The sequence below is a fragment of the Sorangium sp. So ce426 genome (genome assembly GCF_051475585.1).
In the GTDB taxonomy this organism is placed as follows: Bacteria; Myxococcota_A; Polyangia; order Polyangiales; family Polyangiaceae; genus Sorangium; species Sorangium cellulosum_B.
Window position 1 is genome coordinate 9,626,732 of the sequence record NZ_CP150341.1, and the last position, 20,730, is coordinate 9,647,461.

The 20,730-nt window shown below is 70.6% G+C and carries 16 protein-coding genes; 9 read left to right on the plus strand and 7 right to left on the minus strand.

All coding sequences use genetic code 11. The features are described from left to right. Positions 1-42 precede the first annotated feature (42 nt). Positions 43-900: a CvfB family protein gene (locus WMF44_RS36085; protein ID WP_437294582.1), complete on the plus strand. Its 858-nt coding sequence runs from the start codon at positions 43-45 to the stop codon at positions 898-900. A gap of 78 nt (positions 901-978) precedes the next feature. Here WMF44_RS36085 and WMF44_RS36090 read toward each other — a convergent pair whose 3' ends face one another. The 3 genes from WMF44_RS36090 to WMF44_RS36100 all read right to left on the minus strand — a co-directional run bounded on the left by WMF44_RS36090 (position 979) and on the right by WMF44_RS36100 (position 3,551). Then, positions 979-2,316 (minus strand): formylglycine-generating enzyme family protein, encoded by a 1,338-nt coding sequence (locus WMF44_RS36090; RefSeq protein WP_437294583.1) that lies wholly within the window; start codon positions 2,314-2,316, stop codon positions 979-981. A gap of 145 nt (positions 2,317-2,461) precedes the next feature. Then, a complete protein-coding gene (locus WMF44_RS36095; protein ID WP_157907930.1) occupies positions 2,462-2,929 on the minus strand; it encodes a Dps family protein in 468 nt (155 codons plus the stop codon). 25 nt (positions 2,930-2,954) lie between these two features. After that, the gene (locus WMF44_RS36100) at positions 2,955-3,551 is read right to left on the minus strand and encodes a YqgE/AlgH family protein (protein WP_437294584.1); all 597 of its coding nucleotides are present in this window, start codon (positions 3,549-3,551) and stop codon (positions 2,955-2,957) included. A 162-nt stretch (positions 3,552-3,713) separates the two neighbouring features. On the opposite strand from WMF44_RS36100, the gene WMF44_RS36105 reads away from it, so the two are divergent. The 3 genes from WMF44_RS36105 to WMF44_RS36115 are packed head-to-tail and all read left to right on the plus strand — an operon-like array spanning position 3,714 to position 6,883. After that, entirely contained in the window at positions 3,714-4,124 is a 411-nt protein-coding gene (locus WMF44_RS36105; protein ID WP_012239418.1) for a 6-pyruvoyl trahydropterin synthase family protein, read from the plus strand. Positions 4,125-4,179: 55 nt separating this feature from the next. Next, complete coding sequence (locus WMF44_RS36110) at positions 4,180-5,676, plus strand: DEAD/DEAH box helicase (RefSeq protein ID WP_437294585.1); 1,497 nt, start codon at positions 4,180-4,182, stop codon at positions 5,674-5,676. Continuing rightward, positions 5,663-6,883 (plus strand): DUF790 family protein, encoded by a 1,221-nt coding sequence (locus WMF44_RS36115; RefSeq protein ID WP_437294586.1) that lies wholly within the window; start codon positions 5,663-5,665, stop codon positions 6,881-6,883. The genes WMF44_RS36110 and WMF44_RS36115 overlap by 14 nt, the downstream gene beginning before the upstream one ends. A gap of 52 nt (positions 6,884-6,935) precedes the next feature. Here WMF44_RS36115 and WMF44_RS36120 read toward each other — a convergent pair whose 3' ends face one another. Further along, positions 6,936-8,018, minus strand: a complete 1,083-nt coding sequence (locus WMF44_RS36120; RefSeq protein WP_437294587.1) for a PHP domain-containing protein — start codon at positions 8,016-8,018, stop codon at positions 6,936-6,938. Positions 8,019-8,213: 195 nt separating this feature from the next. Between WMF44_RS36120 and WMF44_RS36125 the strand changes: the two genes are divergently transcribed. Continuing rightward, entirely contained in the window at positions 8,214-9,323 is a 1,110-nt protein-coding gene (locus WMF44_RS36125; RefSeq protein ID WP_437294588.1) for a hypothetical protein, read from the plus strand. Between the two features lie 20 nt (positions 9,324-9,343). Here the strand turns inward: WMF44_RS36125 and corA are convergent, their stop codons facing one another. Then, a complete protein-coding gene (gene corA, locus WMF44_RS36130) occupies positions 9,344-10,549 on the minus strand; it encodes a magnesium/cobalt transporter CorA (protein WP_437294589.1) in 1,206 nt (401 codons plus the stop codon). 258 nt (positions 10,550-10,807) lie between these two features. Between corA and WMF44_RS36135 the strand changes: the two genes are divergently transcribed. Beyond that, entirely contained in the window at positions 10,808-12,133 is a 1,326-nt protein-coding gene (locus WMF44_RS36135; RefSeq protein ID WP_437294590.1) for a hypothetical protein, read from the plus strand. A gap of 39 nt (positions 12,134-12,172) precedes the next feature. Here WMF44_RS36135 and WMF44_RS36140 read toward each other — a convergent pair whose 3' ends face one another. Beyond that, positions 12,173-12,835, minus strand: coding sequence for a GFA family protein (locus tag WMF44_RS36140; RefSeq protein ID WP_437294591.1), 663 nt, complete (start codon positions 12,833-12,835; stop codon positions 12,173-12,175). On the opposite strand from WMF44_RS36140, the gene WMF44_RS36145 reads away from it, so the two are divergent. Beyond that, the gene (locus WMF44_RS36145; RefSeq protein WP_437294592.1) at positions 12,826-14,370 is read left to right on the plus strand and encodes a hypothetical protein; all 1,545 of its coding nucleotides are present in this window, start codon (positions 12,826-12,828) and stop codon (positions 14,368-14,370) included. The two genes, WMF44_RS36140 and WMF44_RS36145, sit on opposite strands and share 10 nt — an antisense overlap. A 5-nt stretch (positions 14,371-14,375) precedes the next feature. Here the strand turns inward: WMF44_RS36145 and WMF44_RS36150 are convergent, their stop codons facing one another. Further along, positions 14,376-16,604: an NADP-dependent isocitrate dehydrogenase gene (locus WMF44_RS36150; protein ID WP_437294593.1), complete on the minus strand. Its 2,229-nt coding sequence runs from the start codon at positions 16,602-16,604 to the stop codon at positions 14,376-14,378. A gap of 898 nt (positions 16,605-17,502) precedes the next feature. Here WMF44_RS36150 and WMF44_RS36155 point away from each other — a divergent pair. After that, the gene (locus WMF44_RS36155) at positions 17,503-17,772 is read left to right on the plus strand and encodes a trypsin-like serine peptidase (RefSeq protein WP_437301656.1); all 270 of its coding nucleotides are present in this window, start codon (positions 17,503-17,505) and stop codon (positions 17,770-17,772) included. Between the two features lie 534 nt (positions 17,773-18,306). After that, positions 18,307-20,508 carry a peptidoglycan DD-metalloendopeptidase family protein gene (locus tag WMF44_RS36160; protein ID WP_437294594.1) on the plus strand — a complete coding sequence of 734 codons (2,202 nt, stop codon included), beginning with the start codon at positions 18,307-18,309 and terminating at the stop codon, positions 20,506-20,508. The last annotated feature ends 222 nt before the right edge of the window (positions 20,509-20,730 follow it).

Below are 20,730 nucleotides of genomic sequence, written 5' to 3' on the forward strand. Positions count from 1 at the left end.
CGGCCGACCGCGCGCCCCCGCCCTGTGCAAGACTGCGCGCCGATGCCGTACGACCATCTCCTCGGGCGCGTGGTGACCCTGCCGGTGCGGCGCTTCGGCCCGCCGGGCGCCTTCCTCTCGGCCGATCCAGACGACCTGCGCCCGGACGCGCCGGTGCTCCTCTTGCCGCGCAGCGAGGTGCCCGAGGGCGCCAGGGAGGGGGACGAGCTCGAGGTCTTCGTGTACCTCGACTCGGAGGATCGCCCCATCGCCACCACGCGCCGGCCGAAGGTCACGCTCGGCGAGGTCGCCTTCCTGGCGGTCACCGACGTCGCGCCCTTCGGCGCTTTCGTCGACTGGGGCCTGCCCAAGGAGCTGCTCGTCCCCCGCGCGGAGCAGACCCGCGACCCGCAGGTCGGCCAGCGGCACCCGGTGGGGCTGCTCGTGGACAGGACCGGGCGCCTCGCGGGGACGATGCGCGTGAGCGAGATGCTGCGCGACCAGGGCGAGTTCGATCTCGACGAGTGGGTCGAGGGGGAGGCGTGGCGCAACGAGCCGGGGATCGGCCTCTTCGTCATCGTCGAGCGCAGGTTCGTCGGCCTGCTCCCCGCCGACGAGCCGCACGCGCTCTCCCGCGGCCAGGCGGCGCGGTTCCGCGTGGCGAGCGTGCTGCCCGACGGGAGGATCGATCTCTCGCTCCGCGGTCACGCGCACGAGGAGGTCGAGAGCGACGCGCAGGAGATCCTCGCGCGGCTCTCGCGCCCGGGCGCGCCGAGGGTCGGCGATCGCTCGAGCCCCGAGGAGATCCGGGCCCTCTTCGGCCTGAGCAAGAAGGCGTTCAAGCGGGCCGTCGGCCGCCTGCTGAAGGAGCGCGCGGTGGCGATCGACGGCGAGGGGTTTCTCGTCAAGAGCGCGCGCTGAGCCGGTCCGAAGGCGGAAGCGGAATGAAGGCGCCACGCCCGCCGCGGGCGCGGTGTCCGGAGCGCCGCGCGGGCGACGCTACCTGTCCCTCGCGCACCGGGCGCCAAGGCCGTAGTAGCGCTCGGCGGGTTTGCCGGGGAGGCGATGGGATGTCGTGAGGTTCTTGATATCGTCGTCGAAGCACCCGCCGCGCATGACGCGCTCGGAGCCGGCGGTCAGGTTCGCGCAGTTGTCGCAGAGTTCGCAGCGCTGCGATGAGATCGGGTACTCGTCGCTGTACCCGTCCAGCGTCCACTCCCACAGGCTCCCTGCCAGGTCCGCCTGGCCCCACTTTCCATCCCCGGAGGTCGCCTCATCACCGCTCGATCTCGATCCGACCGGCAGGAGATCGGCGATCGTGCAGGGGGGGCTGCCTGACGCTTCGGTGTACCCATGGCAGCCGAAGACCGCACGGTCCTCGTCGTCCGTATTGCCCCAAGGAAACGTTCGCTCCTCGTCGCCGCCCGCCGCTGCGTAGTTCCACTCGGCCTCCGTCGGCAATCGCCCGCCGTCCCACGCGCAGAAGGCCATCGCCTCGTACCAGGTGATGCAGTTCATGGGGAGGCGCTCGTCGTAATCCGATACGACCACGTCGGTCCACGTCGAGCAGCGCTCCCCGAGAGCGCTGCACGTGTCGCGATCGGGAGGAGTGCACTTCCACAGCTCCTCTATCAGCGTGTCCGCGTCCGGCTCGAGGTACCGCACGAAGCTGTCTTTCCACCCGCTGCCAGGCAGCGCCGGGTGCCCGCCGGCGTCCGCCTCGGGAGGGCTCTTCCGCGTTCCTTTCCCCGCCTCGAGGAACTCGCGGAACCGGCCGACCGTGATCTCGTAGGTATCCAGCCAGAAGTCGTTCACGATCGCCCGCCTCTGCTCGGCGGAGCCCGTCGCGTCTTCATAGCTCCTCGTATACGCGCCGCCGTCCACCGGCCTGCTGTCGCAGCAGCTGATCCCGTCGGGTCCGCACCGCGTCGCCAGGGTCAGGCAGCTCGGGGTCATCGACGAGATTGGACCGCCCCCTGCGCCCGCGCCGCCGCCGCCGTCGCCGTTCAGCCCGCATCCCCCCGCCTCACCGCCGCTCCCGGCCGCCGCGCCCTCTCCGCCGCTACCGGCCGTCGCGCCCTCACCGCTGCTCCCGGCCGCCGCGCCCTCACCGCCGCTCCCGGCCGCCACGCCGCCGCCGCTCCCGGCCGACGCGCCCTCACCGCCGCTCCCGGCCGCCACGCCGCCGCCGCTCCCGGCCGACGCGCCCTCTCCGCCGCTCCCGGCCGCCACGCCGCCGCCGCCCCCGGCCGCCGCGCCCTCTCCGCCGCCGCGCGAGTATCGTCCCCAGTCCGCGCCGATGAGGTCCGAGCATCCGGCGGCGACGAGCGCTCCCACCCCGCCGATCCAACCAGCTTTCGCCCAGGTTCCACCCATGACCCGACAGCGTCTCCCTCTTCGATCACCGCTGTCAAGCCGCTCCCGGCCGGCCGGCTGCATCGAGGCCTCGCCTCTCCGCAGCTCGGCGGCCGCGACGCGGGGGTTACTCGAGCAGGCTGCGCAGCATCCAGGCGGTCTTCTCGTGGACCTGCAGGCGCTGGGTGATCAGATCGCAGGTGGGCTGATCGTTGGCGTTCTCGGCCACGGGGAAGAGCTCACGCGCCGTGCGCGCGACCGTCTCGTGGCCCTCGACGAGGCGCTTGATCATGTCCGTGGCCTTGGGGACGCCGTCGTCCTCCTTGATGGTCGAGAGCGCGACGAACTGCTTGTAGGTCCCCGGCGCGGGGAGGCCGAGGGCCCGGATACGCTCGGCGACCAGGTCCACGGCGAGCGCCAGCTCGTTGTACTGCTGCTCGAACATGAGGTGGAGCGTCTGGAACATGGGCCCCGTGACGTTCCAGTGGAAGTTGTGGGTCTTCAGATAGAGCGTGTACGTGTCAGCGAGGACGCGTCCCAGCCCCGCGCCGATCAGCTCGCGGTTCTTGGCGTCGATTCCGATATTGATCTCCATAGGACTCCTCTCGTGTCGTGTGCTCTCAGGCTTCGCCGATGCTGCGCATCGACATCACTTCGATGGGGCGCAGGCCGAGCAGCGCATAGGCCTGCTCCCAGCGCTGGTCCGCCGCCACGTCGAACAGGATCCCCTCGTCGAGGGCCACGGGCAGCCACGCCCCCGCGGCGATCTCTCGCTCGAGCTGGCCGGGCCCCCAGCCGCTGTAGCCGAGGAGCACCGTCCTGCGCCGCGGGTCGGCGGCGGCCGTGCCGCGCACCGCGTCGGCCGCGAGCGTGTCGAACGCGCTCCGGGACGACGTGACACGCACCCGGGAGCCCACCGGGATCACCCCCGTCTCCTCGGCCCCGAGCGCCGGATCGAGGCACAGGATCCACCCCGAGCTCGGCTGGACCGGCCCGCCGAGGTAAACCGGCGCCGGGTCCTTCAGGTCGTTGCCATAACCCGCGAACGACAGGAGCTCCCCCAGCGTCATCGGCGCCGGCCTGTTCACCACGAACCCCAGCGCCCCGCCCTCGCTGTGCACCGCGAGCAGCACGACCGTCCGGTCGAAGTTCGGATCGCCGAGCGGCGGCGACGCGATGAGGAACCCTGGGGCCAGCACGCTCGCTTCGCTGTTCATCGGCGATCCTCCCTCGCAACGGTCAACCGGTCACTGCGTCCCGCACGAACCCGTCCGCCGCGGCGGGAGCCGGACGGGGGGTCGCCCCCACCTTACTCCGGTGGGCCGTGACAGGCGATTGGGATCTCCCTCCAGCGCCGGCGCGGCGGGTATAGTGGAGCCATGTACACCGTCGGCGTCCGCGATCACATCATGGTGGCCCACAGCCTCAAGGGCGTGCAGTTCGGCCCTGCGCAGCGCCTGCACGGCGCGACGTACACGGTCAGCGTGGAGGTGGAGCGCGAGGAGCTCTCGCCCCTCGGCCAGGTGGTCGAGACGAGCGCGCTGCGGGACAGCCTGCGCGCCGTGCTCGCCGAGATCGACTACCGGAACCTCGACGAGCACCCCGCGTTCGAGGGCAAGCGCTCGACGCCGGAGCTCATCGCGCGCTACATCCACCGCGAGCTCGGCCGCAAGCTCCCGGTGAGCGCCGGCAGCGCCCTCACGATCACGCTGAACGAGTCCCCCCTCGTCTGGGTGCGCTACCGCGCGCCGCTCCGGGGCGCCTCGGTCATGCCGACCGAGCTGGCCTGATCGCCGGCCGTCTCCGCTTGGCACGCGGCCCTGCCCGCGGCAAAAGAGCGCGCCGATGACCGAGCCGGTCCGCACAGCGCCGATCGTCCTGAGCTTCCAGGGCGGCACCCTCCGCATCGAAGGCCTCGCCCCGCGCCCGGCGCTCGCTGCGGCGCCCGCGCTCGACAGCAGCGCGCTGCCATCGAACGCAGACGAGCGCGCGGGCGAGCCCGACGGCGGCGACGCCGGCGACCCCGCCGAGGGCGCGCCGCTCGACCCCGCGTGCCTGCCCGCGTCCTGCCGCTGGGACGCGCGGGAGCGCGTCTACCGCGTGCCGGCGATCGACTACGCCGAGCTCGTCCTGAGGCTCCGCGCCCGCGGCGTCCCGTTCACCGACGCCGCCCGCAAGTACGAGGCGCTCCCGCTCGCGCCGCTCGCCAAGCACGACCCGTTCCCCTACCAGCGCGAGGCGCTCGACGCCTGGGCCGGGCGGCGCAGCCGGGGCGTCGTCGTGCTCCCGACGGGCGCGGGCAAGACGTTCGTCGCGACGCTCGCCATCGCCGCGCGGCAGCGCAGCGCGCTCGTCGTCGTCCCCACCCTGGATCTCCTGAACCAGTGGTACGACGGGCTCTCCGCCGCGTTCGGCGTCCCGATCGGCCTGCTCGGCGGCGGTTACCACGACGTCCTCGACCTGACGGTGACCACGTACGACTCCGCGCACGCCCACATGGACAGGCTCGGCGCCCGGTTCGGCCTCGTGATCTTCGACGAGTGCCACCACCTGCCGAGCCCGTCGTACGCGCTCGCCGCGAAGATGTGCCTCGCGCCCTTCCGCCTCGGCCTCACGGCCACGCCCGAGCGCGCCGACGGCCGGGGCTACGACGACCTCATCGGCCCGATCGTCTTCCGCCGGGAGATCACCGAGCTCTCCGGGCAGTACCTCGCGGCCTACGACGTCGTCCGGCTCGATGTGCCGCTCTCGGACGACGAGCGCGCCGCGTACGAGGCGGCGCGCGCCGTGTACATCGGCTTTCTGCGCGCGAACGGCATCCGCATGCCCGAGGGGTGGGGCCAGTTCATCCTGCTGAGCTCGCAGTCCGACGCCGGCCGCCGCGCCTTCGAGGCGTACCGCCGCCAGCGCAGCCTCGCGCTGTGCGCGCCCGGCAAGATCGACGTCCTCGCCCGGCTGCTCCACGCCCACCGCGCCGATCGGACCCTGGTCTTCACCGAGGACAACGCCACGGTCTACCAGATCTCGCGGCAGTTCCTGCTGCCGGCCATCACCCATCAGACCAAGGTGAAGGAGCGCAGCGCCATCCTCGACGCCTTCAACCGCGGCGCGCTGTCGGCGGTGGTCACCTCGAAGGTGCTGAACGAGGGGGTCAACGTGCCCGAGGCCAACGTGGCGATCGTCCTGTCGGGCAGCGGCTCGGTGCGGGAGCACGTCCAGCGGCTCGGCCGCATCCTGCGCCGGAGCGAGAACAAGACGGCGATCCTCTACGAGCTCGTGGCCCTCGGCACGAGCGAGCAGCGGGTGAGCGACAAGCGCCGGGAGCACATTGCTTACCAGTGACCTCGTCCGCGTCCGCCGCCGGGGCGGGCTCGTCGTCCCGCAGTACCTCCGCGGGGCGGCCGCCGAGCGCCTGCTGCCGGTCGCGCGGGCGTACATCGACATCCTCGCGCAGCGCGTCGGCGAGCGCCGCGACGACGTCGAGGCCGCGCTCGACGCCATCGAGGTGCCCGCGCGGGATCGCGTGGCCTCGCTCGGCCTGAGGAAGGTGCTCGAGGACGGCTGCGAGTACGAGGTGCAGGAGGGCGTCGATCCCGAGGCGCTCCGGCGCGAGCTGTTCCACGCGGCGGCGGCGGCGCACCGCGCCCTCGACGTCCGCGCCCGCTTCGACCGGGCCGCCGTGCTCGACGAGGTGGCCGCCCGGCTCGGCACGACGCCCGCCGCGATCGAGGCGGGCCTCTATGCCGACCTGCGCGGCGCCGAGATCCTCCGGCGCGCGGCCGCGGACGCGCCCGAGATCCTGCTGGATCGGTACAACCTGGCGCTGGCGCAGTCGATCCTCCTCCGGGCGACGCAGGTGACGATCCGCGTCGAGGGGGAGAGCGCCCAGCGCTACCGGCGGATCTTCCGGGCGGCGCGCTTTCACGGGCTCATCCACGTGGTCCAGGGCGATCCGGTCTCCGGCTACACGATCGCGCTCGACGGCCCGTTCAGCCTGTTCGACGCGGTGCAGCGGTATGGCTTGCGGCTCGCGATGTTCCTGCCGTCGGTGCTCTCGTGCGCCTCGTTCCGGCTGCGCGCCGATCTGCGCTGGGGGCGCGACAAGGAGCCGCTCGCCGTCGAGATCGGCCCGGCGGACGGCCTGCTGTACCACGGGCGCGAGCTCGCGGAGACGACGCCCGAGCTGGACGCGTTCTGCGAGGGGTTCAGGAAGCTCGGATCGCCCTGGACCGTGTCGCCGAACGAGCGGCTGTTCGCGCTGCCCGGAGAGGTGGTGTGCGTCCCCGACCTGGTGTTCCTGAACGCGGAGACCGGGGAGGAGGTGTACCTCGAGGCGTTCGGGTTCTGGAGCCGGGACGCGGTGTGGCGGCGCGTCGAGCTGATCCGGAAGGGGTTTCCGGCGAGGATCCTGCTCGCGGTCGGCAAGCAGCTCCGCGTGAGCGAGGAGGTGCTGGGCGACGACGAGGCCGGGGAGATCTATGTCTACCGGGCGACGATGTCGCCGCGGGCGGTGCTGGCGCGGCTGGACGGGAAGCGCGGGGGGGCGTGAGCCGCTGCGGAGGGCAATCTGGCGTCCACGGCGTCCACTGCGCCCGCGGCGCTCACGGCTCCACGGTCGCGTACGCCGGCGTCCACGCCCGCTTCCCGTCCGGCCGCGTGATCCGCGCCCGCACGTACCGCTCCCCGCCGCGGAGCCGGTAGGTCGCCCGCCCCGCCGTGGGCTGCTGCCGCTCCAGCACGCGCCCGCCGCGCCCGACGAACTCGACGACCGCGCCCGCCGCCGTCGGCCAGACCGAGAACGCGTCCCCGGCGAGCGCGATCCTCCGCAGCCTCGCCCCGGACGACGCGTAGAGCCGTCCCCCGGCGAGCGCGCTGCAGATCGCGGCGCGCGACGCCTCCCGCGAGAACACCTCGATGAACCCGCGGCCGGGCCCCGCGGGCGGCGCGCCCGACCCGGCCGTGAGCTGGTGCAGATCGTCCACCGCGACGCCGACGATCCCCCCTCCCGCGGCGCCGCGCACCGTCAGCACCGCATCCCATAACGCCTCGTGCGACGGGCGCGTCGCGTCGCCGTCCGTGTACACGTACGGGTGCCCGCTGTGGATCTCCAGGAGCTCCGCCGCAGGCGCCGCCAGGAGGTCACCGGCGGATAACGACCAGTCGAAATTCGGATGGTTGATGAGCGCCACGCCCCCCTCCGCCCGCACACGCCCGATCGCCCACTTCAGCGCCTCCCCCTTGGTCAGGAAGGCGCCCCCGCCGATCGTCGCCCGCGTGCAGAGCGCGTTCACGTGCACGGCCTTCCCCTCGGCCCACATCGTGACCTCTTCGCCGGGGATCACGGCGAAATTCGACGCCGACGACGGGTCCTGGAACACCGCAGGATCGACGCGCTGGTTGTGGTCTGTCAGCGCCACGAAGGAATACCCGTTCTCGCGGTACCAGCGGACGACGTCGCGCGGCTCGCTGTCCCCGTCGCTCAGGGACGTGTGGGTGTGGATGTTCCCCCGCTGGAACACCTCCACGTCGAGCGCCCTCTCGAAGCGCGGGCGGCCCGGCGATCCGTGCCCTCCGGGAGCAGAGCCCGAAGCGGGCGAGGCGCGCTCCGCGCTCCCGGCGAGCGCGAGGACCGCCGCAGCGCCGATGAAGCCGATGAAAAGGAGAGCACTCCAGCGTCCGCGCATGCTCATTGAGACGACAAGCAGAGTATACAGAACGAAAGGGCCGCGACCAATTCGCAAAGAGCGCCACACCTCTGCCGCCGCGCGTCACCTCTCGCGCTCTCCGGCGCGCGCGAGGTGGCGCACGCATGCGCGCGCCGCCTCTTCTTCACTTTTTGATTACCCCGGTGCACCGGTGTCCGGCAGCATACTGCTCCCGTGACGCCCTCCCTCCTCGCGCTCGTCATGATCGTCAAGGACGAGGCCTCCTCCATCCGCGAGACCCTCGCCTCGGCCAGGCCCCACGTCGACCGGTTCACCCTCCTCGACACCGGCTCCACCGACGGCACACAGGCCCTCGCGCGCTCCGCCATGGCGGGCGTCCCCGGCGATCTCGTCGAGGAGCCCTTCGTCGACTTCGGCGCGACGCGCAGCCGCGCCCTCGACCTCGCGGGCGACGCGGCCGTGTTCACCCTCATGCTGAGCGGCGACGAGCGCCTCGTCGCCGGCGGCGCGCTCCGTCGCTTCTGCGAGGAGCGCCGCGACGCGTCGGGCCCGGGGCACGGCGCCTACCACGTCCGCGTTCGCTACGGCGATTCCGTCTACGACTCCGCCCGGCTCGCCCGCGCCTCGGCCGGGTGGCGCTACGTCGGCGCCACCCACGAGGTGCTCTCCAAGGAGGGCGAGCCGCCCCCCTCGATCCGCGTCCCCGACGCCCACATCGTCCACGACCTCTCTCGCCGCGACGCCGCCGCCCAGACCCGGAGGTGGCAGCGCGACCTGGAGCTGCTCTCCGCCGCGCTGGCCCGATCCCCCCGCGACGGCCGCGCCGCCTTCTACCTCGCGCAGACGCTGGAGTGCCTCGGCCGGCACGCGGAGGCGTTCGAGGCCTACGAGCGGCGCGCCGCGCTCGGCGGCTGGCACGAGGAAGTCTACGAATCGCTGTTCCGCATGGCGCGCACCGCCGCCGCGCTCGGGCGCCCCTGGCCCGAGGTGCAGCAGCGCTACCTCGACGCCCACGCCCACAGCCCGCACCGCGCCGAGCCGCTCTTCGCCGTCGCCTGGCACTGGTACGGACAGCGGTGCTGGCCGCTCACCTACCTCTTCGCCTCCCGCGGCGCCGCCCTCCCCTTCCCCGCCCAGGCCACCCTCTTCGTGGACGCCGAGGTCTACGAGCACAAGCTGCTCGACCTCGTCGCCACCAGCGCGTTCCACGTCGGCGAGCTCGCCGCCGGCGAGGCGGCGCTGCGCAAGGCCCTCGCGCGCCGCCCCGGCGATCCGCGCCTGCTCGGGAACCTCGCGTTCTACGCGCCCGCGAAGGAGCGCTGACGCGCCGCGCTCGCCGCCGCTCAGGCGCCGTCGTCGTCCTTCCTGATCCAGCCCTTGCGGCGATAGTACGTGAGCAGCCCGACGACGCTCGCCAGCATCAGGCACCATACGAACGGATAGCCGTAATACCAGTCGAGCTCCGGCATGTTGTACGGCGAGCTCTCGTGGTGGAAGTTCATCCCGTAGATGCCCGCAATGGCGGTGACCGGGAGGAAGATCGTCGAGATGATCGTGAGCACCTTCATGATCTCGTTCATCCGGTTCGACATCCCGGAGAGGTGGAGATCCATGAGGCCCGAGCTCAGCTCGCGGTAGGTCTCGACCATGTCCATCAGCTGCACCGCGTGATCGTACGTGTCGCGCAGGTAGAGCCGCGTGTCCTTGGAGATGAGCGGGTTGTCCTCGCGGAGCAGCGCGTTGACGAGATCGCGCTGCGGCCAGATGGCGCGCCGGAGCGTGAGCAGATCCCGCTTCAGATCGTGGATCGGCTTCGACATCCGGCGCTTCGCGTCGATCACCTCGACCTCCAGGTCCTCGATGTGCTCGCCGAGCCGCTCGAGCACCGGGAAGAAGCCGTCGACCACCGCGTCGAGCAGCGCGTACGCCAGGTAATCGGCGCCCCGCTCCCGGATCGAGCCCCGGCCGGTGCGGATTCGCTCCCGCACGGCCTCCATGACGTCCCAGTCGGCCTCTTCCTGCACCGTCAGGACGAAGCTCTTGCCGACCAGGATGGCCAGCTGCTCGGTGCGCAGCACGCAGCGCTCGTCGACCTGCGCCATCCGCGCGATGATGAGGACGTGCTCGCCGCCGTAGACGTCCGCCTTCGGCCGCTGGGGCACGTTGACCATGTCCTCCAGCGCGAGCGGGTGGACATGGAAGATCTCGCCCAGCCGCTCGAACGTCGCCTTGTGCCCGAGCCCCCGGACATCGACCCACGTGATGGAGGGCCGGTCGTCCGTGAGGTAGGGGATGCACCCGTCGACGCTCTGGATCTCCTTCTCGGACACGACCTCGGCGTCGTAGTCGATGACGAAGATCTTCGGCCGCCGCGTGTCCTCGATGACGAGCGTCCCGGGCGGCGACGCCGGCGGCGGCTCGTGCCCGAGCCTGTCGCGCCTGGGCCGCAGCGTCGGCCGGTCGAGGTCGGCCTTCTCCTGGACCCAGGAGGCGCGCTGCTGCGGCGCGCTGCTGCGCCGCGACTCGGGGGGTAGCGTGGAGCTCGTCACGGGGGCGTGATGGTAGATCAAGATCCCGCGGTATCGAGCACGGGATGACGCGATGGATCGAGCGCGCTCGCGCTCGCTCCGCGGCGCCGGGTGGCGTATGCTTATCGGGCCGCGGAGGGGAGATGCTGGTCGGGCCGCGGCGGGGAGCGGGCGCTCGCAGGGCCGCCTCTTCCTCCCTGTCCCTGCTGGCCGGGGGAGCGCGCGGCGCGCGCCGGCCTGCGCCTCGCGCCGCCGCGCGCCCTGCCCTTCCGGATGCCCATGGGAACGACCCTCGACATCGCGATCGGCCTCGTCAGCGTCTTCTTCCTGCTCAGCGTCCTCTGCTCGGCCATCCACGAGGCGCTCGCTGGCGTGCTCCGGCTGCGCGCGCTCAACCTGGCGCAAAGCATCGAGATCATGCTGGCCGACAGCGAGCTCGACGCGCACGTGAAGCAATCGCCCGGCGCCGCCGACACCGCCGCCCCCAAGAGCTCTCCGCCGGAGCAGGTCATGAGGCGCGCGGCGCGGCGCGCTGTCGAGCTCGTGCGCACCCGGGTGATGCCGGGGCCGCTCCCGAGCCCGCTCGCGGCGAAGCTCCGCGAGCACCCGCTGATCAAGGATCTCAAGTACGGCTGGGTAGGGCCGTCCTACATCCCGTCGCACGCGTTCGTGGCCGCGCTCATCGACACCCTGCGGCAGGTCCCGTGGCCCGACAGCGCCGCGGCGCTGCCCGCGCAGGCCGGCGCCGCACCTGCGCAGACCGGCGCCGCGCCTGCGCCGGCGGGCGACGCCGCTTCCGCGCCCCTGCAGCAGGCGAGCGACGGCGTCCCTCCGGCGCAGGCGAGCGCCGCCGCGCCTGCGCCGGGCGAGATCGCGGCGGCGCCGAGCCGCGACGAGGACCCGCTCGACGAGCTGAAGCAGATCATCCGGAGCATGCCGCCGAAGAGCGACCTCCGGCGCGCCCTCACCACGATCGTCGACTCCACGGTCAAGGACATGCGCGAGGCCAACATCCGGCTGGAGCGCTGGTTCAATGACGCCATGGACCGGGCCGCCGGCCGGTACAAGCGCCGCGCGCAGCTGATCATCAGCGCGACGGCGCTCGTCCTCTGCGTCGGGTTCAACGTCGACAGCATCCGCCTCGCGGGCGCCCTCTCGCGCGACGCGGTGGTGCGCGCCCGGCTGATCGCGGCGGCGCAGGAGATCGCGAAGTCCCCGCCCCGCCCCGCGCCCCAGGCCGGCGGCGTCGACCAGAACGAGGACATCATGGCCGCGATCGCCGAAGGAAGCGGCGCTCGCTCCCGGCTCACCGGGCTCGACGTCGAGATCACCTGGGGCGTGAAGGCCCCCGAGCACACGAGCGTCCCGAAGCTCTGGAGCGCGATCGCGGCGATCCTCGGTCAGGGCATCGTCGGCTGGATCCGCGGGGTGCTCGACAGGCTCCTGACCCCGGGCATCCTCATCACCGCGGTCGCCGCCTCCCTCGGCGCGCCGTTCTGGTTCGACCTGCTCAACAAGCTCGTGAACCTCAGGACCGTCGGAAAGAGCCCCGAGCCTTACGAGCCCCCCAAGGGCGCCGGGCCGGACAGCAGCGTGACCCGCTGACCGTGCGCCGCGCTCGAGGGGACGACACGCCCGGTCGTCCTACCACGACGCTGGAAGCTCGTCGTGGGTTGGAAGCCCTCCGCTGGCGCACCCCCACGGCGCTCTCGATCCCCAGAAGATGTGATCCGTCGGAGAGATGGGCGGCGCTGTATCCAGCGAACCGGCAGGGACGACCACGATGTTGCCGTCGCGCCTCAGACGCGGCACGGGACACCCGCAGTGACTGCAAAACCACTTCCCGAAGCGCTTCGCCGTGGGCAGCTCATAGCGTGTGATGGCCTCTTCCCCTGACAGCCATCGGAGCTGGCCGGGATCGACGGCCAGATTCGTGGCGTGGCCCGTGCCCGTGCCTTTGCGGCACCGCGAGCAATGGCAATGGGCCATCAACATGAACGGCGGTTCGACCTCGAATGTCACCGCCCCGCAAAGGCAACCCCCGTGAATGCTGGACTCGCTCATCTGCTCTCTCCAGGCGCCTGACGCCGCGATGGAATGGGATGCTAGCCTATCCGATCTGGCCGGCGAGGATCGAGCTCGGTCCGCCCGGCGCGCCCGGAACACGACGCCGTGGCCGCCCCGACACGCGCCGCGGCCGCTCGTTGGACGGGCGCAGCGACGGGCAGCGACGGGCCGCGACATTTCGCCCGTGCCTCCGAGCTGGTACGCAGGCTGCTGGATCCAGGGACCGGACCATGAAGACATTGAGCGCTTGCTTTCTGCTGGGGATCCTCGTTGGCTGTCAGAAATCCGAGGAGGCCGGCCTGCCGGCGGCGAGCTCGGGGCCGAGCGCCGGATCGAGCGCACCGGCGGCGGCCGCCGCGGAGGCAGCGTCGCCGGCCTCGGCGGAGACGGCCTCGTCGGCCCCCGCGCCCGCGACCGCGGCGCCCACCGAGCCGGCTCCGCCGCCGACCGCGCCGGCGTCTCCTGGTGCGCCGGCGTCCTTCAAGGACGGCCGGAGCGAGTCGATCGCGGCGGCCGTCGGCCTCGGTTGCGAGGCGAAGAGCCTCGACGGCTGGCTCGAGCTGCTTTGCCGGAAGAAGAACGGGACCGGAGGGCACCCTGTTCGCGCGGTGATCCACGATCCGAGCGCGGAGGCCGCGGCCGAGAAGCCGAGCGAGCCGGCGGTGGCCGACGGCGCCGGCGAGGGGCCCGACGCGGGCCCGTCGAACGAGGTCCTCGCCGACGAGCGCGGCGAGCTCCGGCTCGTCGCGCCGTTCCGGGCCGAGGCCAAGCAGCGCGTCACGCTGGAGTGGACCGACACGCGCTACGAGCTCCAGATCGACGGGACGAGCGCGAGGCTCGACTGGGCCGGCTCCGTTGTGTCGCACCGGCGCGCCTGCCAGGAGCTCCTCGATCAGAACCGAGCGCGCATCTCCGGCGCGCAGAAGCTCGAAGGCCCCGAGAAGGTCACGGCGGCCGAGGCGACGCGCCTGCCGAAGTTCGGGGTCTGCCAGCCCGCGGGGCTCGGCTCCTGGGCGCTGTCGCTGACGCGCTTCGCGGGCGCCGGCGAGGGCGCGGCGCGGGCGCTCGCCTTCGACATCGATGTCGTGCGGATCGACCTCGAAGGCAAGCGCTCCGCGGCGCCGCTCGGAACGATCGAGGTCGCGCCCGGCGGACTCGCGATCTCCGCGTTGAGCGTCTATGACTTCGACGACGACGGCAACGACGAGCTCATCGTCCCCTACGAGCTCAACGCGCTTGCCGCGGGCGCGAAGCCGGCGGCGCCGACCCCTGTCTGGACGTTCTCGAACGGCGCGGTGTCCGCCTATGCGAAGGCCCCGAGCGTCTCCGGCGGCCTCGGCATCGAGCACCTCGATCACGACATGCGGCCGGACATCGGGAGCTACGGCCCCTTCGTCGCGTGGCTCGGCGCGGACTGCGGCGTGAAGAGCTGCCCGCCGCGCGTGACCGGGCCGAAGTTCTACTTTCACTCGGTGCAGGACGGTTCGTTTTCAGCGACCGACGCCAGCGCGACCGGGGCGCTCGGCCGCGCGTGCGGCAAGAAGCCCGCGGCGATCGTCGTGACGGCCGGCAGCGGCGTGAACGTCGCTCAGACGGCGAAGAACCTCGTCTGCGCGCGCGCGCTCGGAGCCACGCGGGAGGCGCTCGAGGGCGAGCTCACGGCCAAGCGCGCGGACCTCTGCGGCGGCGCGGCGACCTGCGCGCTGTCGAGCACGTTCGAGGCCTGGCTCGACGCGGCGCTCCCGGCCGAGCTGGGGAGCGCCGCGAAGCCGTGAAGGGTTCAGGAGAAGCCGTCGATGGCCGCGTTCAGCGTGGCGCTGGGCCGCATCGCGGCGAACGTCTTCTTGTCGTCGAAATGGTAGTACCCGCCGAGGTCGACGGGCTTGCCCTGCGCGCCGATCAGCTCGGCGTCGATCGTGGACCCGTTGTCCGTCAGGGTCTGGGCGAGCTTGCCGAACTTGGCCGCCAGCTCCTTGTCCTCGGTCTGCTTGGCGAGCGACTGCGCCCAGTAGAGCGCGAGGTAGAAGTGGCTGCCGCGGTTGTCGATCTCGCCGACCTTGCGCGCCGGGCTCTTGTTGTTCTCGAGGAACAGGCCGATCGCCGTGTCCAGCGCCTTGGCGAGCACCTTGGCCTTTCCGTTGTTGGTCTTGGTGGCGAGGTCCTCGATCGACACCTGCAGCGCCAGGAACTCACCGAGCGAGTCCCAGCGCAGGTAGTTCTCCTTCTGCAGCTGCTGGACGTGCTTCGGCGCCGAGCCGCCGGCGCCGGTCTCGTACAGGCCGCCGCCGGCCAGCAGCGGCACGATGGAGAGCATCTTGGCGCTGGTGCCCAGCTCCAGGATCGGGAACAGGTCCGTCAGGTAGTCGCGCAGCACGTTGCCGGTGACGCTGATGGTGTCCTTGCCCTCCTTCATGCGGCCGAGCGTGAACTCGATCGCTTCCACAGGGCTCTTGATCGGGAGCTCCAGGCCCTTGGTGTCGTGCTCGGACAGGTAGACCTTGACCTTGGCGATCAGGTTCTTGTCGTGAGCGCGGTTCTCGTCGAGCCAGAACACCGCCGGGGCGCCCGTGGCGCGCGCGCGGGAGACGGCCAGCTTGACCCAGTCCTTGATCGCGATGTCCTTCGTCTGGCACGCGCGGAAGACGTCGCCGGCCTCGACCTGCTGCTCCAGCAGGGCGTTGCCGGAGGCGTCGACGATACGCACCGTGCCGCTCTCGGCGATCTTGAAGGTCTTGTCGTGTGAGCCGTACTCCTCCGCGGCCTGCGCCATGAGCCCCACGTTCGGCGAGGTGCCCATCGTGCGCGGGTCGAACGCCCCGTGCTGCTTGTGGAACTCGATCGTCGCCTGGTAGATGCCGGCATAGCAGCGATCGGGGATCGTGAACTTGGCGTCGTAGAGCTTGCCATCCGTGCCGTACATCTTGCCGCTGGAGCGGATGGCCGCCGGCATCGAGGCGTCGATGATCACGTCCGAGGGCACGTGCAGGTTGGTGATGCCGCGGTCGGAGTCGACCATGGCCAGCGTCGGGCGTTGCTCGTAGACGGCCTTGATGTCCGCCTCGATCGCCGCCTTCTCGTCGGCCGGCAAGCCCTGGATCTTCGTGTACAGGTCGCCGATGCCGTTGTTCGGGTCGAAGCCGACCTTGGCCAGCGTGGCCGCGTGCTTCTCGAGCGCATCGGCGTAAAACACGCTGACGGCGTGCCCGAAGAGGATCGGGTCGCTGACCTTCATCATCGTGGCCTTGAGGTGCAGGGAGAACAGCACTCCCTGCTTCTTCGCGTCCGCCACCTGCTCGGCGTAGAACGCGCGCAGGGCCCTGGCGCTCATCACGCTGGCGTCGACGACCTCGCCCGCCTGGACCTTGACGCTCGGCTTGAGCACGGTCGTCTTGCCGCCGGCCACGAGCTCGATCTTCAGCTCCTGCGCCTTGTCCACCACGACCGACTTCTCGCTGCCGTAGAAGTCGCCGCTCGACATATGAGCGACGTGGCTCTTCGAGTCGCGGCTCCACGCGCCCATCGAGTGCGGGTGCTTCTTGGCGTAGTCCTTGACGGCGGGCGAGGCGCGACGATCGCTGTTGCCCTCGCGCAGGACGGGGTTCACGGCGCTGCCGAGCACCTTGGCGTAACGCGCCTTGATCGCCTTCTCCTCCTCCGTCTTCGGCTCGGAGGGATAGTCCGGCACGGCGTAGCCCTGCTGCTGCAGCTCCTTGATGGCGGCCACGAGCTGCGGGATGGAGGCGCTGATGTTGGGTAGCTTGATGATGTTGGCGTTCGGCGTCTTGGCCAGCTCGCCGAGCTCCGCCAGGTGGTCGCCTAGCTTCTGGCTGTCCGTCAGGCGCTCGGGGAAGTTGGCGAGGATGCGGCCCGCCAGGGAGATGTCGCGCGTCTCGACCCGGACCCCGGCGGCCTTCGTGAACGCCTCGACGATCGGGAGGAGCGAATAGGTGGCCAAGGCCGGCGCCTCGTCCGTCTTCGTGTAGATGAGGGTAGAATTTTGCGTTTCCACTGTTTTCTCGAGGGTTGAACGGGTCGGGATTGTCGGGAAGGTTTCGCCCGGTGCCAAGGGCCCGTCGCACCGGCACAATGCCTGGCACCGAAATTTGCGCAAGCCCCTGGCTCCGGGCCGAGGCGCCGCCAACCTGGCCCGCCGGATGCACGCGCGGCGGGCCGTGGCCGAGCCGCGGCCGGAGCGCGGCGCAGCGCGTAAGTAGAAGGAGCCGGCTCGCTGCGCGATGAGGTGTGCGCGGCGCGCGGATCGGGCGGCGTCGCGGGCGTCGGATGGCGAGGTCGTGAAGGCGCTGGAGCGCATTCGGAGGCGGCGCAGCGCGCGAGACGCGGTGCGTCGATCGGCCGAGAGCACACGTTGCCCCGGCTCGGTGTTCATGGCGACCCCGACCTGCCCCGAATCGCCCGGGTACGCCCTCTCCCTGGCGCCATCCAGCCTCACCGTGACCGAAGAGCCGCGCGCGAGGATTTCGAGCACCGCCGCTGCGGCGCGTCGACAGGCGCGTGGTGGGACGCCGGCCACCGGAAGTCGAGGCGGACCGTGCGCGCCACCGAGCGGGCACGCCGCCCCGCCCGTTTCGCTTGATTTCTGAGCTGATTCTCTGGATTCAGGGTGCGATTATCTGGTTCTTTGAGATGATTCTCTCGACATAGTCCTTGTTTGGCCAGATCAGAGAGGAAAAACTCTGGATGGAGCTTTCATTTAACCAGATCAGAGAGATAAAACTCTGGATGGAACCCGCATCGATCTAGAAACGCAGATGATTCTTCGTCGCACATGAGCATCGTCTACGCGGTGATCGGCGGATGGCTCGCCGCGGTCACCATCGCGCATCGATGGCTCGCGGGCCGGTATCGCGATCTTCCCTTCGAGGAAGGATGAGACCCATGGATAATACATTCTTCGACGAACTCAGGGATCTGATCGGGGGCAACGAGCTGGAGCACTGAGCGAGAACCAGGTCGTGGATGTCCAGGAGGAGATCGCCCAGTACACGACGGACACGCTCCCGGGCTCCAGCGGCTCGCCGGTGCTCGACGACCGCTGGGAGGTGGCCGCGATTCACCACGCCGGCGGCCATCTGTCGAAGAGGGATGGCACGGGAGCACGTCACTTCATCAATGCGGGCATCCTGTCCGCCGCGGTGGACAGGGCCGTGCTGATTTGAAGCGACATTTCACAGAAGCGCTCCGTGCCGCCAGCGAGCCCTTCCATGGGACGGCAACGAATCCAGCTCCACGGCAGTGCGTGATGGAGGCTGCAGCCTCCACCTGCCGGAGGTTGCAGCCTCCACCTGCCGGCGGTTGCAGCCTCCACCTGCCGGCGGTCGCCGCTTCCATGGGATTGCGCGGTAGGAACCGGACACGACAGCCCGGCAGATCGGAGCGAACGGCGGGCTCGATCCTCGGCGAGGTTCGCGACCTCTCCCGTGCCGGATACAGCTTGACCCTACCTGATTCGCGTTGGACGATACCAATTTGCTTCCGGTAGAAGAGATATGCGTGCCGGCCGCGCCAGGCCCCCTGAGCAAACAACGAAATCTCCTCGAAAAAACGAGCAATCCTGCGACGAGCGTTGAAGGAGCGCTGCTCTCGCGACCCATTGCTCCGGCACACGCGTTGCTGTGGCGCCCGTCACCGCAGCGCGCTGGCGACGCGCAGGCCGCGAGGTCGCCGGAGCGCAATGGTCAAGGAGAACATCGATGACGACGCGAAGACAAGGCCGTGGTGGCCTGCTGATGACTCTCGCCCTGGGGACGATCGCGGCGAGCGGCTGCGCGGCCGAGAGCGGCGAGGCGGGCGAGGAGACCACGTCGGAGGCGACGCAGCGCTCGGTCGTGTTGCTCGGCAACATCTTTCAGAACGGCACGCTGGTCTCGTTCGAGAACATCACGAACATCACCGGCATCGACATGACGAAGATCGTCGGGTTGACCGCGTGCGACCCGAAGGCGCTCTACGCCGTGGAGCAGAACGCCGGCCCGACGTACGCGCTGTGGTTCAGCAACGACAGCGGCCAGAGCTGGAAGAAGCAAGCGACGGCGGGCAAGAGCAAGGAGATCGCGTGCGACCACGCGCAGATCGCGACGCTCGACGCGAGCAAGAACCTGTGGGTCGCGCCGCTGCAGGCGAACGGGGTGATCGGCGCATGGTCGCAGGCGCTGACCAGCGTGAAGGTCGATCGCATCCAGGGCGGCGACGGCTCGATCTATGGAGTGAAGGTCGTGGCGTCGGGCAAGGATGTTTATGTGGCGTCGGCGAGGTCGATCAACGCGCCCCTCGATTGGGGGTCGCCGATCGCGAACATCGGCGCGACGCAGGTGACGGGAACCGGCCTGACGCGCACGGGGACCGATGACTGGGCGATCGGGAACACGCTCGCGTGGTCGCGGCGCGCGTTCGCGCTCGAGACGAACGGCACGATCAGCACCAACCCGACGCTGCTCGACGGCCAGAACCTGTGGACCGGGATGAACACCGGGTCGGAGCGCTACCTGACGCTGACGGCCGCGGCGCCGAACATCCTGTTCGGCATCCAGGACAGGAACGGCGTGAAGCAGATCAACCGGATCCGCATCGACGAGACGAGCTGCTCCGACGGCGTGGACAACGATCGGAACGGGCTCACGGACGGCGAGGATCCGGCGTGCGTGCAGACCGTGGCGAACACCTTCTGCTCGACGCGCTCCGCCGGCGACTACTGCGCCGACCGCTTCCAGCCGAGCTTCTTCCTCGATCAGTCGAACCAGAACGCGTCGCTCGTCCACTGCTCGGGCGGCGTCGCCACGTCGATCACGCCGGGCGTGTGCAGGCGCAATCCCAACACGTCCATCACCAACGCGGACAGCCTGCCGTCGCTCGCGTCGCTTACACCTGCGGACCCGCCGAACACCGGCCGTTACTGCAACGTGCACTGGCCAGATGGCTCGTGGGGCTTCAACTGGACCGGCTCGACGCCGTGCACGACGCTCCTGAACCAGAAGCCGAACGGCAAGATCGTGCGCGCGGGCCTGTACTCGACGAACGCGGCAAACCACGTGTTCGCGGCGTGCAACGACGGGTGGGTCGGTCCGTCGGGCTCGGCGGGCGTGGCGCCGCTCCAGGCGGTGTACAGCGCGGTCGGCAAGACCACGAACGCGTGCATCTTCCAGGTGTCGGCCGGCGCGCTGCCGTTGTTCGACAGGATGTTCATCCACGAGCTGCCGCTGCCGCGCCTGGCGAATCCGTTTGTGCACAACCGCACGGCGGTGCCGCTCGCGCAGTTCGGCAATGGGGACACCGGCACGGGGTTCGTCGACCGCTTCGGCGCCAAGATGGGCGGACCGCGCGAGCCCGCGTACGATAACCCGCTCGACGAGGGCCGCCCGCTGTACGCGCCCGCGAATGGCGTCGTGATCACGAACGGCTCGCGCGTGCGCGACGTCAGCCAGTTTGGCTGCGGAGGCACGCCGAACCAGGGCGAGCTCTACGTGAAATACAGCGTCGGCTCGAGCGCGACGTACCGCGAATCGTTCGTCGTGTATTACGCGCACGTGCGCAAGCGGCTCGTCGTCGACGGGCAGACGGTGAAATCGGGCCAGATCCTCGGCTATGTCGGGGCGGGCGGCTGCACCGGCGGGTTCGGCCACCTGCACACCGGCGTATTTCGCCTGAGCAACACGAACGCGCACACGGCCGCAGCGCCCGAGCTCGGTTATCACGTGAACTTCCAGGCGAACAACGACGATACCGGCACCAACACGGGCGGCCACAACTCGATCGATCCGCTGGGCTGGGCGAATTTCAGCGCCTTCGATCCGTGGGCAACCACGGAGTGGAACACGGCCACGAGCTACGGCTTCACGGGCATCGGAGCGTGGAGCGTGAACCTGTTCAAGCCCGGCAAGGCGTTCCGCTACCCTTGACGGGGGCGCTCCCGCCAGGCTGCGAGCATCGGCGGGTCGGAGGCATGACAGGCCTTCACGGTGCGGGATGACTGGATTGCGCCCTGCCTGTCCCACGCGCGTCGTCCAGTCATGTCCGTCCCTGGCTCCCTGAGAGGCAGCGGTGCAGCAGAGGACCGAGCCTGTCGACGGCTGCCGCGAGCACGATTCTGACGTGATGCGCTGGAAGCTACCCCGAAGGTG